Source organism: Thalassospira sp., assembly GCF_048059015.1.
In the GTDB taxonomy this organism is placed as follows: domain Bacteria; phylum Pseudomonadota; class Alphaproteobacteria; order Rhodospirillales; family Thalassospiraceae; genus Thalassospira.
Genome location: NZ_JBLLNT010000008.1, coordinates 217,678 through 232,495 on the forward strand (window position 1 = coordinate 217,678; position 14,818 = coordinate 232,495).

The window sequence follows — 14,818 nt, forward strand, 5'->3', positions numbered from 1 at the left end:
GTTATCGCAGCATTGCCCTTGCCAGATCCTTCTTGGCGCTCGCGATCTGCTTTTTGATGTTCGCGGCCTGCGCTTCGAGGTCGAGGACGTGATTGTAGGTGGCCTCGACGTCCGATCCACTGACCATTTCGGCGAGTTTTGTCAGGTCGCTTTCGTTACCGCTCACAATGCCTTTGATCTCGCCGTTCAAAAGGTTGACGCGGTGCTTGCAGTATTGGCCGTTCTGGCCTGCAGGGCATGTGCAATATGCGTTCAGATTCCCGGGGGCGGGGCGTTCAAACCGGACCGTGTAGGGTTCGTCCGAGCTGCCTTGGATGGAAAATCGAAGTTCGTCCATATCGGTGTCTCGTTTCTGTTGGGCGTTCGGAGAGTGTTTTTTCAACCGGTCCGTGTGTCAAGTAAAACCACAACCTTCGGAGGTGTTGTGTGAAGCACAAGCCCGCTGTTTTGCCCTGTGATGTGAATGGCTGCAAGCGCGCCGGGACGCACATCATGGTCAACCACGGGCGCTGGTGCCGCCGTCATATCCCGTCTGAGTTCTTCCGCTACAAGCGGATCGCAGCGGGCCAAGAGCAAGAAATTGAACCGATCGGCCCGTTGCCCGCCGATCAGCGCAAACCGAAACAGGGGAAACTGTTGTAGCGATGGCTGAGAACGAGAACAACGACCCGCAAGCCAATCTGGCAGGGTTTCACGCCGCCAAGCAGCTTATCGAAGGGGCCGAGATATTCGGGATTGATGGCCAGCGCATCGATCCTGAAGACGTTGCCTATGACGCCGAGGCGATGAACGAATATTACGCGCTGGTAATGATGGGCGGGCGTCCGCTGATCCTTGAGGAAAACTTCAAGCGCGGCGATTGTCCGGTCGAGGAGCGGCTCAATTTCATGCCGGTTGATGCTTTCCATGCGTGGTTTGCCAATCAAGAGCAACGTCTTGCAAGCGACAAGAGCGTTTCGTGGTCGAAAATCTGGTTCAAGGACCCGATCCGGCGCCAGTATCGCGGTGTCTCGTTTGCCCCGGGGGGCATGCCGCCATCGGGCTATTATAACCTTTGGCGCGGTTTCAGCATGGTCGCCGATTACGAGGATAGCGAACAGAAATGTTCGATCTTTCTTGATCATGTCCGGACCAATATCGCAGGCGGGGATGAGGCGCATTTCAAGTTCATCATGGGGTGGGCGGCGCACATGCTGCAAAAGCCGACGGACCGCATCGGAATCGCGATCGTATTGCGCGGCGGTCAGGGTAGCGGCAAGACGGTGTTTGGCAAGACGATCGGCAAGCTGATCGAGGATCACTATGCGCTGGTCGATGATCCGCGCTATGTGGTCGGGAACTTTAACGCGCACCTGGCCTCGACATTGTTGCTGCAGGCTGATGAAGGTTTCTGGGCCGGGGACAAGCATTCGGAGGGGCGGCTCAAGGGGCTTGTGACCTCCGACTATCACATGATCGAGCGCAAGGGCGTCGATCCCTTCCGGGTCAAGAACTTTGTCCATTTGCTGGTGACATCGAACAACGAATGGGTTGTGCCGGCAGGCCATGATGAGCGCCGGTTCGCTGTCTTTGACGTCCAGAACGCAGCGCAACAAAACCGACAGTATTTCGCCGACATGCACGACCAGCTTGAGGCGGGCGGATACGAGGCGTTGCTTGGTTATTTGCTGAGCTTTGACCTTGATAGCGTCAACCTCAATGACATTCCGAAAACGGCAGCTTTGGCAGACCAGAAGCTGGCCAGCTTGTCGCCCGAGGAATCGTGGTGGCTCAACTGCCTGCGGCGCGGGTTTGTCCAATACAACAGCGAGGGCGGCGGTTCGGCGATGTGGTCTGACTATGTCGCGGTCGAGGATGCCTATGCGAACTATCTGGCATGGGTCACGGCGCGCGGTCGTCGCTTCCCGCTGACCGAGGAAATGTTTGGTCGCACCATCAACAAGCTGGTCCCGGGGATCGAGAAAGGGCGCAAGCGGATCAGCGGGAACCGAAAATACGTCTATCACATGCCCAAGCTTGAGGTCTGTCGGGATGCATTCGCGGAAATGATCCGCACGCCGATCGATTGGTCAGAGGTCGAATTTGATGAGGAGATCGGCCCGGATGACCTGTGAGTTCTTCCCAAAATCATCACCGATATTGGCCCGCACTGGTGGTCTGTCCCGGGTGTTGTCCCGGGTTGTCCCCCGTGAAAATCGGCAACGGGGGACAGCGCGACGCGCCGGTTCTCTAGGGGTGTCCCTAGTGTCCCTAGTGTCCCGGGCAAATTCCCCGTGTACGTGCGCGGGCGCGCCTATTGCACGGGATTATTTACATAGGACACTAGGGACACTAAGGACAAAACAAATAAGTTACTGAAAATAAACAATAAAATAATCAAATCCCTGTCCCCCGCAGGGAAAGTTAACGGGGGACAACATAGGACAGCAAGACGGCAGCAAAAGGCAGGCAGGCAATGGATCAGAAAAACCAGCTAACACCGATCGGGATCGAAGGGCTTGTAAATTGGGCGTTTGAGGAACAAAAGGCCGCACTCATGGCGGGGCGCGACCGGGGGATTGGCGCGATCCTGTCTCAATTGCAGCGCACCACGGTCAGCTATGGCGAGCGGGTCGGCGGCGGCGGGTCGGCCTTCTCGGGCGGGTATGACATGCATGATGATGCCTCGATCGTTTACGGCGCATGGCTTGAGGTTCGCGCCGCCAGTCCGGAAGGGGCGTGTTTGATCCGGTCTTATGGCGAGGCGGGATATCGCCCGGATTGGGTAGCGGACGGCGTGTTGCGGTTTGTTGCTGATGTTGATCCGGTCACCGGCCTGCCAAAGCCTGCCCGGGATCAGCACCGTAACCTTGTGAAGGAAAGCTGCCGGATCAAACAGGTTGGCAAGTTGTCCGATATCGTTCGGGTGGCGCGCGGGGAATATCGGGTCTGGTGGGCGGCACTTCACTTCCTGCAGCAATTGGTGCTTGATGTTGAGGCCGCACAGGGCGGTTTGACCCGTTGGAGGCTGACCAAGGAAATGCCGCCGCAAGACCCTTGGACCATATCGGGTTATGGAAATGGTCTGGCCTATCAGAAAGTGGCTTGACTTACGCAGGCGGATTTGACAACCTAGCAGCGAACCAAAGAACGCCTGTTCGGAACTTTCCGGCAGGCGTTTTTTCTTGCCTCGATTGCTGTTGCGTGCGCCCTGCCTTGCTTTGGCGGGGCGTTTTCGTTTCAGAATCGGGATCGTTGAAGCAAGGTAAATTCCAGTCGAAGGTGCTTGTGATGAACTCGTGATGTTTCTTTTTCCTCCCTGTTTGACCTGACAGCCCGTTCGCATCCATCGCGGCGGGCTGTTCTTTTTGGGTGTTGACGCGGGCGGCGGAGCGCCGCTTACCGGTTGGGCGTGGCTGGTATCTGGGGCAACCGGCGAACCGCCGTCCTCGTCAGCATCGAAAGGGTGAGCCATGCAGATTGATCCTGCTGACGCGGATGCGCCCGATGCATCCGACCCGGATGGGGCCGAGGGCGCGGCATGTTGCCAATGCGGCAACGATGATGTGGCGACCTTGATGGCGGTGCGCCTTGGTGAGCAAGCTCGGCCAAGGCGCTACCGGATGTATTGCGGGTGCTGCGGAACGCAGTGGACCCGCCACGTTCACGAATAGGTGCGCGATGTTCTCGATTGATCGGTTTCTGACCTGGCTTTCGGACTGGTGGGCCTGTCTCGACTGACAGAAAAGCGCACGGGTCCTTCCCGGGAAGTAACGCCAAACGGGTAAAGCGCCCCGCAGGTGTTCGCTCTTCTTGCGGTGTTTCGAGAGCCTTAACAACTTAACAATCACCTTAACTCAGGGGGTTAACTGACATCATCTGCGGTTAACTCGTTGGGTTGATCGCGTAATGTGGTGGCGAAATGGCAGCATCTTCTGACGTCGTTTCGAAGTCGGCATTTGCCCAGATCATCGGTGTGTCGAAGCCGCGTGTTTCGCAATTGATCAGCGAGGGCAAAATCCACGGGGACGCAATTCAGGGTGAGGGGCGATCGGCAAAGATCGTTGTGGCGATCGCCAAGCAGCAGCTCAATGCTGGCCTTGATCTTGACCAACGTGCTGCGAACGGCACGGCGGACCTAACCGGTGCAGACCAAGAGACTTTCCAGTCCGGTGCACCGCCGATCGAAGCCGTTCCGCGCGAACCAACGACAGATGATCTCTATAAGCAGGAGCGGTTGCGCAAGATCCAGCGTGAGAACGAGGATCTTGAGGAGAAGCGCCGTGAGAAGAACGGGATTTATGTTCGGGCTGACGCGATGCGCTCTACAGTGACGCGCCACGTCGCCAACATGATTGATGGATTTGAGGCCGACCTAGGTCATTGGGCCGAAGAGCTTTCGGCAGAGACGGGCGGTTCGGTCAAAGAGATCAAGCACAGTCTGAAAAAACTGTTTCGAGGCACACGCGAGAAGCTGGCGCGGCACAGCCGTGATCTGGTCAACGACCTTCCCGAGCATGATGAGGAAGCGATCGATAGCGAGGATGACAGCGGCGCGGCCTGATAGGAAACGCGATGTCCATTCTTTTGCGCAACCCGGATCATTTGGTCGCGGATAGTCTTGCGAGCATCCTTGAGCCACCAGAACCGGTCGATCTCAACAAGTGGGCGACCGATAATGTGTCGTTCGGATCAGACAGCCCGTTCCCGGGGCCGTGGAATGGCGACCTGTTTCCGTTCTTTGCAGAAATTCTAAAGGCACTTGGGCCGGATGATCCATGCCGGACAGTGACTTTGCAGAAGTCAGCGCAGATTGGTGGAACGATCTTGGCGCAGGCGTTCATGTTGGGGACCTCGCTCCAAGATCCGGGGTTTTTCCTTTACGTCCATCCGACGGAAAGTAACGCTTCACGTTGGGCGAAAACAAAGCTTCGCCCGATGATCATGAAAATGCCAGCAGCGATGCTCGCGTTCTCTTATGGTCGCAACGAAGGAACGTGGGATTACATCGAACGTCGCGACTTGCGGGGCGGCATTCAGGTTTCGGGCGCATCATCATCTGCAAGCCTTTCGATGATCTCCATGAAACGGCAGGTGCAGGACGATCTGGCGAAGTGGGAAACTGATCCTGTCGCTGGTGACCCGGAAGTGTTGGCAAATTCGCGCTCTCAGGCGTTTGAAGAGGCCAAGATTTTCAAGAACTCAACGCCTCTGGTATGGCCGGGGTGTCGTATTACGAGGAACTTTCGAGCGGGATCGCAGGAATATTATCATGTCCGGTGTCCGTACTGCGGCCACATGCATCCGCTTGAGTGGAACAATTTCACCGTCGACTTTGAAAACCCTGCCAAGTCGCACTTTACCTGTCCAGAAGAAGGTTGCGTTATTGAACAACGGCACCGCCGTGAGATGACAAGGATCGGCGTAGCGGAGTGGGTCGCAGAACGACCGGACCGCAAAGCAATTCATCGTAGCTTTCATCTATGGTCTGCATACGCACCGTTGATGTCTTGGGAACGAATTGCAGAGGAATGGATCAGGTCTGCCGGCGACCCGGATTCCGAGAAGACGTTCTTCAACGATGTTCTCGGGTTGGCTTATGAAGTGCAGGGTGAAGCGCCGCCATTTGATGAGCTGAAAAAGCGTGCTGATGAAACGGGGCACCGCCGGGGCATTATTCCTTGGGGCTTCCCGCTTCTGACATTGGGTGTCGACGTGCAGGGCGATCGCCTTGAATGGCACCTGCAGGCGTTTGGTCCTGACTTGCGGAAGGCGACGGTTGAATACGGCACGATCGATGGTTTCATCGGTGAAGAAGAAACCCAGAAGCGGCTTGATGAGCTGATCAAATCGACCTGGCCTAATGCGGCGGGCAACAAAATCGCCGTTGATATGATGGCGATCGACGGCAATGCCTACACCGAGGATGTGTTTGATTGGGCAAAATCGCATTCCCGCACGAAAGTCATGGTTATCCGTGGCCGTCGTGGGGAAACAGCACCGCTGATCGCGCAGGTAAAGGAAGAGCGAGATCGCAAGGGGCGCAAGAAAAAGCGTCGTGGTCGTCCGTTCTATAACCTGTGTGTCAGCAAGTTCAAGCTGGCGCTCTACCGCAACTTGGAAAAGACCGATCCTCTGCAGCGTGGTTACGTTGCACTGGCTAGCGGTTTTGATGAAGAGTGGTTCGAACAGTACACATCGGAAAAGCGCGTTGCAAAGAAGTCAAAGACGCTTGGCGCTCCACCTGAATATGTGTGGGTCAAAGGCGACGGGGTTCGAAACGAGGTTCTTGATACGGCGATCTATGGCGAGGCGGCGGCGATCACCAAAGGGTGGCGCGATATGCCGCCCGAAACGTGGGATCGTATGATCAGCGAGCGCGAAACTCGTGCGGACACCGGCCAAATGGATCTTGAGGATCTGCTTCTAAAACCGCCAGCACCACCGGTGCCGGTTAACCAGAACACTGAGACGCCGACGAAGAAAGAGCCGGAACTTTCCCCGGCCGTGCGTCGGGCTCGGCAATATGCGAGCTGATCAATGGCGACAAAAGCAGAAATGCAGGCGGAGCTTGCTCAGCTTGAGGCCCGGAAAACCGAGATCATCACCGGGGAGTGGTTGACGGGCGTTGGGTCCAACGGTCGATCGGTTCAATACGCGGACCGGGACAAGCAGATCGATCGTATCGATCGTCGTATTCATGAGCTGAAACTCGCTTTAGGGCAGGTTCGGCGTGGGTATCTGGTAGGTCGCCGATGACTAATCCTGTCACAATCCTTGGTGCAGACGGTTTGCCGATGAAAAAGTCGGCTTCAACCTTTGCCGTCCCGCGTTCGGGTGGGGGTGGTTCAGTTGGTGGTTCGCTTGCTGGCTGGTCACCACGGCTGCGCTCGGCTGATGATCGGATCTCATCAGGGCGCGACCGGATGGTGGCCCGTGTTCGTGATCTCGTCGACCGCAATGGTTGGCTGTCGGGGGCAGTGCAGCGCCAAGTCGATGAGGCGATCGGCGCGAGCTTCCGCTTCAATTGGAACCCAGACTTGAACGCACTCGGTCTTGATCGAGATTGGGCAAAAGAGTTCGTCGCAGCAACGGAAAACGCTTTCCACAACTATGCGAATGACCCGCGCCGCCCGCTGGATGCTGGCGGGCGGCTGAGCCTTGCCGGCATTCTTGGTCTGGGCTTTCGCCATCGCATGGGGGAGGGTGACGCGATCTGTCTGGCTCATTGGCTTCCGAAGCGATCGGTCGCCTATTCGACTGCAGTGCAGGTTGTTGACCCGGATCGCCTATCGAACCCTTATGGCAAGTTCAATGGTGAAGATCTGCGAAACGGGATTGAGATCAATGGATATGGTGCGCCGATCGCATACCATTTCCGGTCTCGTCATCCGAACGATCCTTGGTCCCTGAATAACCAGACTTGGCAGCGTGTGAAGGCGCGCACCAAGTGGGGGCGGTCCCGTGTCATCCACTTCTTTGAAGTCGAACAAGCCGGCCAAACGCGGGGCCGGGGGCTGCTTGGGCCTGCGATCGAGAAACTCAAAGTCGCTGATGACTATGAGCGTTCGGAACAAGAGGCCGCTTTGATCAACGCGATCTTTGCAGCCTTCATCGAGAGCCCGTTCGATAAAACCATCATGGATGAGGTAAGCGAAGACGAAGGTGCGATCTCGCAGTATCAATCTGAGAGATCTGCTTTTGCCGATGCTAACCCTGTTTTGTTTGGTGGGTCTAAGGTTCACCGATTGTTTGCAGGGGAATCCTTCAATTTCAACCACGGTAACCGCGATAACGCAGCTTTTCAGGTTTTCATCCAGAATGCACTGCGTCACGCCGCGACTGCTTTGGGTCAGTCATACGAAGAGTTCGCCAACGACTGGTCGGGGACCAACTATTCCTCGGCTCGCGCGGCGATGCTCAAGTCTTGGAAGTTCCTGACAACACGCCGTGGTCACTTTGCCAATGGGTTTGCAACACCGATCTGGGCGCTTTGGCTTGAGGAACATATCAGTCAAGGGAACATCGACCTTCCATCGGGAACGCCGCGTTTTTGGGATAACCCTGCAGCTTGGTGTCGTGGCAATTGGATCGGGCCAGGTCGAGGTTGGGTTGATCCGGTCAAGGAAGCGAACGCTTCACAGATCCGGATGGAGAACAATCTCTCGACCTTGCAGACCGAGGCCGCAGAACAAGGGCAGGATTACCGCGAGATCCTTGACCAGCGGGCGCGCGAAAAAGACGAATTCGAAGAACGCGGCTTGGTCTATCCGGGCTCCGGTCAGACCGAGGTTGTCTACGTCGAAGATCAGAATGGCGACACTGTAAACGCGCATGTCTCGCGTCTCGAAGATATCGGGCGGCGGGCTCAGTTGCGGGGAAAGTAGAATGAATCCTGTTTTTGCAAACCTTTGGGGGCGGCTTATTGGTCGCCCCCTTCTTGTTACGCCTGAGCGCGCGCGTGACCTAACCGCCTATTTGATGACGCGATCGAATATGTCGGATGGCTTCATCATCGATGAGGATGCGGTTCATTCTGTGACCGACCTGATGGCGGGTGTAACCGGTGTCAAAGCGCGATCCGATCAGCACGACAATTATTATCGTGTGATGGATGGTGTCGCAGTGATCCCGGTGCGGGACACGTTGGTTCATCGGTTGGGGCTTCATCCTCACTGCGGCATGACTGGTTACGACGGTATCGCATTGAAGATTGATCGCGCGATCGAAGATCGCGCAGTCAAAGGGATCATGCTCGACATTGATAGCCCGGGCGGTGAAGTGTCAGGTGTACTTGAGTTGGGTGAGACCATCCGCGCGGCTCGCGATAAAAAGCCGGTATGGGCAGTCGCTGATGAAAAAGCTTACAGCGCAGCTTACTGGCTTGGAGCCCAAGCGAACCGATTGGTGATCCCCAAAACGGGCGGCGCCGGATCAATCGGCGTCATTACAATGCATGCTGATCACTCAAAGCGCCTTGATGAGAGCGGCGTCAAAGTCACGATCATTTCAGCAGGTACGCATAAGGCGGACGGTAATCCGTTCGAGCCGCTGCCCGATGATGTGCGTGAGCGTGTCGAGGCGAGTGTCGAGGATACCCGCCAGTTGTTTGCTCAGGAAGTTGTCAAAGGTCGTCCCGGGCTTTCGGTTGACGATGTTTTGGCTACAGAAGCGCAGTGTTATTCCGCCGATGAGGCGGTCGAAATTGGGCTCGCCGACGTGGTGCAGTCCAGTAAGTCGGCGATGTCCGACTTCATTGAGAAGCTGTCCGGACGGACAGTCATTGGACCTATTCAAAGCAAAGGTGCTTCTGAAATGGATGAACCGAACGACGGTAACCGTCCGGGCGATATCAAACCGGATGATGCCAAGGCGGATGCCCCGAAAGGGGTCGATGCAAAAGATGCAATCGGTGGTGAGCGTAAGCGCATCGCCGGGATTATGACCAGCAAAGAGGCCGAGGGGCGCAAGGATCTTGCGGAACACTTCGCCTACGAAACCGATATGTCGGTTGAGGCTGCGGTTGCGGCTCTGGCAAAGGCCCCTGTGGCTGCTTCTGATCCCCTCGGCGCTGCCATGAATAACGAGCCGAACGATGTCATCGGTGATGACGGTGGCGACGACGGCAAAGAAAGTCGTCCGTCGAAAGCAGAAACGATTGCCGCAAACTTTGCAGCGGCCACGGGCCAGAAGGCGAAAGGGTAAATTATGACCAAGGAAACTTATACTCCGCCCAACCTTATCGCCGGTGACTATCCGCTGGTGACCGAACCGGAAGTGATTGCTTCGGGCCAGGTGCTGGAAAAGGGCGCGCTTCTGGGCCGCATTACCGCGTCTGGCAAGCTGGTGTTGTCGGCTTCGGCTGCTGCCGATGGCAGCGAGCAACCCATTGCGGTCCTTACTTCCGCTCTTGATACCAGTGGCGGCGATATCGAAGCCCCGGTGTACAAAACCGGCATTTTCCATTACAGCGGCCTTGAGGTCGGTGCGGGTTGGACTAAGGCGTCCCTCCGTGCTGCCCTCGATCTGTCCCCGCTGTTCGCTGTTTAAACGGGGGGTCCGATGGATACCTATAGCACTACCGATCTTCTCGGCGTCCTGACGCGTTTCTCAGCGCCGGATATGTTTGTACTGGATCGCTATTTCGGCGCTCTGATGCTTTCTGACAAATCGGCGATTGCTCTTGATGAAGTTATCAAAGGCAAGAAGCTCGCCCCGTTTGTCATGGACACGGCGAAGGCCAAGGCGGGCATCCGCGAAGGTTTCACGACGACGAGCTTCAAACCTGCAACCCTCAAGCCGATGGATGTTGTCGACCCGGAACGCTTGCTTGCGCGCATGCCGGGTGAGGCTCTCGGCGCGGGCAGCATGTCGCCGGGGCAACGTCGTGATGCGAACATTGCAGCTATCCTGATGGATCACCGCAACGAGATCATGCGTCGTAAGCTTTGGATGGGGTGGCAGGTTCTTCGCACGGGTCAGGTTGTTGTCGAAGGTCCTGAATATCCGTCGCGGACGGTTGATTTCAATCGCGACCCGCTGCTGACCAAGGCCCTCATTCCGGCAGACCTCTGGTCTGATCCCAGTGCCGATATTTTCGGGGATCTGGAAGCATGGGCAGCTGACATCCAGAACAAGTCTGGTGTTATTGCGCTTGATGTCTTCGTGGCTCCGACAGTCTGGTCGGCGATGCGCAAAAATACCGCATTTATGAAGTTGCTTGATAACCGGCGCGGCACGAACAGTTCGATTGAGATTGGTCCAATCTCGGTAAATTCTGTTCGTTTCGTTGGGACTGTCGGTGACTTCAATATCTTCGTGTACGCGGAAACCTATCAGGATGATGATGGCAACGAGATCCCGTATCTCGGTGCTGATGAGGTTGTCATGGTCGGTACCGGTATTCAGGGTGTTCAGGCTCATGGCGCGATTCTGGACAAGGGTGCCGGGTATACGCCGATGGAATACTTCCCGAAAATCATCGAGGAAGATAACCCGTCGATCGAATCTGTATTGACGCAGTCCCGTCCGCTGATTGTCCCGGGTAATGTCAATGCGTCGCTTTGCGCGACGGTTTTGTAAGGGGGTGGTGATGTCTGCAAAGAAACAAACCATTGTCCCGGTCAAGACGCTGGAAGGCCGTGATAAGAAGGGCGAACGCGTCATCCATATTGCGGGTGTGCCGGTCGAAGTCTCTGCCGCCGAGGCGAAGGCGTTGATCGACAAAAAGCTTGCGGTTGCCGCCTCTGATGTGGCTTTGGCTGCTCCGGTTGCTGAGCCCGACCCGACGTTCGCCTCGATCGATCAGGTCTATGCTGCTGTCGGTCAGGTTGGCGAAGAAGATTTCACCGTTGACGGTCGCCCGACGGTCGAGGCGCTGGAAAAGCTCACTGGTCTTGAAGTGAGCGCGAAACGCCGTGATGCGGCGTGGGAAAAGTATGTTGCGGATCAGAAGGCTGCTAGCAAGCAGTCCTGACGGTCTATTCATCTGACCTGGCTATCGGCACTCGCCCTTCGGGGCGGGTGCTTTTTGTTTGGTAATTTTCCATGCTCAATTTTGATGAACTTTTAAACAAGCCGATTTCCAAGGTTCTCGGCCAGCAGGTGGTTATTCGTCATCGGGGCGGGAGTGTCTCGACGGTGACCGAATTTGACTACCGCCACAATGCCGCGTCTGAGGCGGGTGGCGGCGAGGCTGAATTTCAGGCTTTTGAGCATACTGGCGGGTTTCGCATTTCCGAAGCTCCGGGCGTCAAGCAGGGCGATTTTATCGACCTTTCCGTTGGCACCTTCACGATCGACCAGATTGATCCGGATGATACCGGATGGGTCGAGGTCGGTTTGATCAAGGGGGAGGTAGAAAATGTCTGAATACTATCCCCGATCTGCCTTGATGGCCTTTGTTAAGGAGAAGATCAAAGCGCGGCCAAACAGTCCGGATGTGATCATTGGTCGGGTGTCCGAAATCCCCGAAGAACAGAAAAAGGCGATCAGCATATATGCGCCAGCCGACGGTATGACGCCGGTCGGATCTGCGTGGCAGTTCATCCCGTCGGTCAGTCTTTCGATCGAGGTTCATGTGCGCGAGCTGACGGATTGGTGCGCGGTCGCGGAAGCGGAAACCACCTCAATCATTCAGACCCTTTTTGCTGATCAGGATTTCCGGGCGCTATGGAAAACGCCGCCTTCGATCGAGATCAAGCAATTCGTGCACCGTGACGGCGGTCCGGTGGTTGGCGAAATCATTTCAATGTCGGGTGAGCTAACTCGCCCGCGTGTCGTGTCGATCTCTGCGGGCGAGCTGCAGGGTGTCGATATTCAGCAAGGAGCGAGTGAGTGATGAAGGTGCGGATCAATCCCGACCGAAAGGTCGATGGCAAGCCGCTCCGGGTGTTCAACCCGGTCAAGGGTGGTTTCTATCCTGATGGAGAGTTTGAGCTTTCCGACAAGGATTTGCGCAACCCGAATGTGATCCGGTTGCTGCCGCCGGCCAAAGCCGGTGGCATTGCCGGTGGTCAGTTCGGTGATCTGGTCCCTGTGAAGGGTGCCGCCAAGGCAGAGAAAAAAGGGTAACCCATGACGATCCCAAACGAAGTCTTTAACGAGATCCCGATCAACACGCGTGTTGCCGGTTCCTATATCGAGATCGATGGCTCGCGCGCTGATGGTTTTACGGCCAATCACGTCGCATTGCTCATCGGTCAAAGCCTTGCTGTCGGCACCGCAAGTGATGATGAACTGATCATCGTCCCGGGGACGGGGGATTTGCGGGCGAGCTGTTTGGCAAGGGATCGAACCTTGCAATGATGGTCGAGGCGTTTCGCGAAAACAACGACACGATGACGTTGTATGCCTTGCCTGTCGCGGATCTGGGCGCGGGTGTTAAGGCAAGCGGTACGCTGACGGTTACAGGTACCGCTACCGAGAGCCGCGCACTGGCGATCTATGTGGCGGCGAAGCGTCTGTTCGTCGGGGTAACGGTTGATGACACTGCGACCGACATTGCTGCTTCGATTGCCGCTGCTGTGTCCGCCGATGCTGATCTTCCGGTAACGGCTGTTTCAGCCGCTGGTGTTGTCACCTTTACTGCAAAGAATGCTGGCGAGGTCGGTAACGATCTTCGTGTTCAGATCGCGCTGCGCGGTATCCTGAATGGCGAGAAGGTGGCTGATGGCGTCTCTATCGCGGTTTCCGATGCTGGTTTCCTGACTGGTGGATCTGGTAACCCGGATATCGCCGGGGCGATCGCGGCGATCGGCGATGATAAATTCAACTATGTCGGTTTCCCGTGGGCTGATGGTGCAACGCTTGATGCTGCCTCGGCTTGGCTGGAAGATTTGCAGGCTGCCGGGGCGGAAGTTGACATTAAAGCGTTCACGGGCCGCCGTGGTACGCTCAGCGAGCTGGTGACCTTTGGCGCGTCACGTAACGACCGTTTCGTGACGATGATCGAAAGTTACGATGCACCTGGCCCTGTCTGGATGCGTGCGGCGCGCTACATGGGGCAGGCCTCGGCGAAGCTGTTCAATCATCCTGCCCGCCCATTATATGGCGTCGAGTTGATCGGTGAAATGGCACCGCCGAAAAGCAGCCTTTTCACATTTTCCGACAAGAACACCTTGTTGTTTGCTGGTATCACGGTCACGGACGTTGGTCAGGATGGCAAGGTTCGGCTGAGTATGCCGATCACAATGTACCAGACGAACCAGTTTGGTGACGAATTTGCGGCATATTTGCTGGTGAATACGGTCGCTCAGCTTGGCCGACTGCGTGATGAGCTGCGCAATGTGGTCAATTCGCGGATCATGGCTCAGCGTCCGGTTCTGGTGAATGACGGCACTGCCATTGATGAAGCAGTGCCGCATGTGACGCCGCGTTCGGTCAAGGCGACGCTGATTGCGCACTACGAATATCTGCAATCTTTCGGTTTGGTCGAGAGTATTGATGAGTTCGAGAAGCGCCTCATGGTTTCCAAGTCGCCGAACGATGCCTTCCGTCTGAATGTGATCTATGAGCCGGATCTTTCCAATCCGCTCTATGTCTTCGCGGCAAAGATCGCGTTCTCTCTTGATTTCCGCAACTACTGATGGGGGATTGAACCATGACGACAGTTGCAGGGGTTCGATCCCTTAAAGTGGCGGGTGTGGAATACACGACCGCTGATACCGCGACCTACAATCTGGGCGGCAAGCAGCGCGAAACCATCATGGGTGGTGGCAAGCGCGCTGGTTCCAGCGAGAAGGCCCGTGTTGCCTTCATCGAGGTGAAGATCTTCCTTGATGAGGGTCAGTCATCGAAGGATGTGACAGCCGTTAAGTCTCAAGAAATTCAGCTCGAATGTGCGGACCGCACAATCGTTATGAATTCAGGGGATGAAGTGGGTTCTGCTGATAACGATGCATCGGAAAACAGCCTGACCGTTCGCTTTGAGGGCAATAGCGCCCGTGAGGTGTCGTGATGGATGTTGATTTTGATCCAAGCGACGTCGATCTGACTGATTTTGTTGAGGATGGCGAGAAGGGGCGCAAGGTTTTGCGCCTCGCATATCCGATCGAAGTAAACATCACCGACGGTTCCGGAAGCCATGTCGAGGAGGTCGGTCATATCGAGTTTCGTCGTCCGATAGCGCGGGACCTTGATCTGTTGGACAGCTTGGCGTCCGGCAAGGCTGTCATGGCGGGGTCTCGCAAGTTCGTTGCGGCTTTGGTCTTTGGTGATAACCGTATCAATGAGCGCAAAATCGCTGATATGGACGCCGAAGATATGATGCGTGCAATGGCGGTCTGTTTCGGTTTTTTCCAAAAACCGTCCCAAAAGACATCCGATCAGTAATCAAGAT

At 56.1% G+C, this 14,818-nt stretch carries 20 protein-coding genes; 19 read left to right on the plus strand and 1 reads right to left on the minus strand.

What is annotated here, in order from left to right; translation table 11 throughout:
- Nucleotide 1: 1 nt before the first annotated feature.
- Complete coding sequence (locus ACMZ66_RS13055) at nucleotides 2–337, minus strand: SWIM zinc finger family protein (RefSeq protein WP_416937641.1); 336 nt, start codon at nucleotides 335–337, stop codon at nucleotides 2–4.
- A gap of 89 nt (nucleotides 338–426) precedes the next feature.
- Between ACMZ66_RS13055 and ACMZ66_RS13060 the strand changes: the two genes are divergently transcribed.
- The 19 genes from ACMZ66_RS13060 to ACMZ66_RS13150 all read left to right on the plus strand — a co-directional run bounded on the left by ACMZ66_RS13060 (nucleotide 427) and on the right by ACMZ66_RS13150 (nucleotide 14,811).
- Nucleotides 427–642: a hypothetical protein gene (locus ACMZ66_RS13060; protein ID WP_416937642.1), complete on the plus strand. Its 216-nt coding sequence runs from the start codon at nucleotides 427–429 to the stop codon at nucleotides 640–642.
- A 2-nt stretch (nucleotides 643–644) separates the two neighbouring features.
- On the plus strand, nucleotides 645–2,114 hold the full coding sequence (locus ACMZ66_RS13065) for a primase-helicase family protein (protein WP_416937643.1): 1,470 nt from the start codon (nucleotides 645–647) through the stop codon (nucleotides 2,112–2,114).
- Nucleotides 2,115–2,455: 341 nt separating this feature from the next.
- Entirely contained in the window at nucleotides 2,456–3,088 is a 633-nt protein-coding gene (locus ACMZ66_RS13070) for a hypothetical protein (RefSeq protein ID WP_416937644.1), read from the plus strand.
- A gap of 364 nt (nucleotides 3,089–3,452) precedes the next feature.
- On the plus strand, nucleotides 3,453–3,653 hold the full coding sequence (locus tag ACMZ66_RS13075; protein ID WP_416937645.1) for a hypothetical protein: 201 nt from the start codon (nucleotides 3,453–3,455) through the stop codon (nucleotides 3,651–3,653).
- Between the two features lie 248 nt (nucleotides 3,654–3,901).
- On the plus strand, nucleotides 3,902–4,543 hold the full coding sequence (locus tag ACMZ66_RS13080; protein WP_416937646.1) for a hypothetical protein: 642 nt from the start codon (nucleotides 3,902–3,904) through the stop codon (nucleotides 4,541–4,543).
- 11 nt (nucleotides 4,544–4,554) lie between these two features.
- Nucleotides 4,555–6,516, plus strand: a complete 1,962-nt coding sequence (locus tag ACMZ66_RS13085; protein ID WP_416937647.1) for a phage terminase large subunit family protein — start codon at nucleotides 4,555–4,557, stop codon at nucleotides 6,514–6,516.
- A gap of 3 nt (nucleotides 6,517–6,519) precedes the next feature.
- Nucleotides 6,520–6,738: a hypothetical protein gene (locus tag ACMZ66_RS13090; RefSeq protein WP_416937648.1), complete on the plus strand. Its 219-nt coding sequence runs from the start codon at nucleotides 6,520–6,522 to the stop codon at nucleotides 6,736–6,738.
- Nucleotides 6,735–8,366 carry a phage portal protein gene (locus tag ACMZ66_RS13095; RefSeq protein WP_416937649.1) on the plus strand — a complete coding sequence of 544 codons (1,632 nt, stop codon included), beginning with the start codon at nucleotides 6,735–6,737 and terminating at the stop codon, nucleotides 8,364–8,366. The genes ACMZ66_RS13090 and ACMZ66_RS13095 overlap by 4 nt, the downstream gene beginning before the upstream one ends.
- A 1-nt stretch (nucleotide 8,367) precedes the next feature.
- A complete protein-coding gene (locus ACMZ66_RS13100; protein ID WP_416937650.1) occupies nucleotides 8,368–9,684 on the plus strand; it encodes a S49 family peptidase in 1,317 nt (438 codons plus the stop codon).
- Nucleotides 9,685–9,687: 3 nt separating this feature from the next.
- Complete coding sequence (locus ACMZ66_RS13105; protein ID WP_416937651.1) at nucleotides 9,688–10,029, plus strand: head decoration protein; 342 nt, start codon at nucleotides 9,688–9,690, stop codon at nucleotides 10,027–10,029.
- A gap of 12 nt (nucleotides 10,030–10,041) precedes the next feature.
- Nucleotides 10,042–11,061, plus strand: a complete 1,020-nt coding sequence (locus ACMZ66_RS13110) for a major capsid protein (RefSeq protein WP_416937652.1) — start codon at nucleotides 10,042–10,044, stop codon at nucleotides 11,059–11,061.
- Nucleotides 11,062–11,071: 10 nt separating this feature from the next.
- Nucleotides 11,072–11,455 carry a hypothetical protein gene (locus ACMZ66_RS13115; RefSeq protein ID WP_416937653.1) on the plus strand — a complete coding sequence of 128 codons (384 nt, stop codon included), beginning with the start codon at nucleotides 11,072–11,074 and terminating at the stop codon, nucleotides 11,453–11,455.
- A 71-nt stretch (nucleotides 11,456–11,526) separates the two neighbouring features.
- Nucleotides 11,527–11,850, plus strand: a complete 324-nt coding sequence (locus ACMZ66_RS13120; protein ID WP_416937654.1) for a head-tail joining protein — start codon at nucleotides 11,527–11,529, stop codon at nucleotides 11,848–11,850.
- Entirely contained in the window at nucleotides 11,843–12,319 is a 477-nt protein-coding gene (locus ACMZ66_RS13125) for a hypothetical protein (RefSeq protein WP_416937655.1), read from the plus strand. Before ACMZ66_RS13120 ends, ACMZ66_RS13125 begins: the two co-directional genes overlap by 8 nt.
- Nucleotides 12,319–12,552 carry a hypothetical protein gene (locus tag ACMZ66_RS13130; RefSeq protein ID WP_416937656.1) on the plus strand — a complete coding sequence of 78 codons (234 nt, stop codon included), beginning with the start codon at nucleotides 12,319–12,321 and terminating at the stop codon, nucleotides 12,550–12,552. Before ACMZ66_RS13125 ends, ACMZ66_RS13130 begins: the two co-directional genes overlap by 1 nt.
- A gap of 3 nt (nucleotides 12,553–12,555) precedes the next feature.
- The gene (locus ACMZ66_RS13135) at nucleotides 12,556–12,786 is read left to right on the plus strand and encodes a hypothetical protein (RefSeq protein ID WP_416937657.1); all 231 of its coding nucleotides are present in this window, start codon (nucleotides 12,556–12,558) and stop codon (nucleotides 12,784–12,786) included.
- Nucleotides 12,783–14,066 carry a phage tail sheath subtilisin-like domain-containing protein gene (locus tag ACMZ66_RS13140; protein ID WP_416937658.1) on the plus strand — a complete coding sequence of 428 codons (1,284 nt, stop codon included), beginning with the start codon at nucleotides 12,783–12,785 and terminating at the stop codon, nucleotides 14,064–14,066. The genes ACMZ66_RS13135 and ACMZ66_RS13140 overlap by 4 nt, the downstream gene beginning before the upstream one ends.
- A 14-nt stretch (nucleotides 14,067–14,080) precedes the next feature.
- Nucleotides 14,081–14,437 carry a phage tail tube protein gene (locus ACMZ66_RS13145; RefSeq protein ID WP_416937659.1) on the plus strand — a complete coding sequence of 119 codons (357 nt, stop codon included), beginning with the start codon at nucleotides 14,081–14,083 and terminating at the stop codon, nucleotides 14,435–14,437.
- Nucleotides 14,437–14,811: a hypothetical protein gene (locus ACMZ66_RS13150; RefSeq protein ID WP_416937660.1), complete on the plus strand. Its 375-nt coding sequence runs from the start codon at nucleotides 14,437–14,439 to the stop codon at nucleotides 14,809–14,811. Before ACMZ66_RS13145 ends, ACMZ66_RS13150 begins: the two co-directional genes overlap by 1 nt.
- The last annotated feature ends 7 nt before the right edge of the window (nucleotides 14,812–14,818 follow it).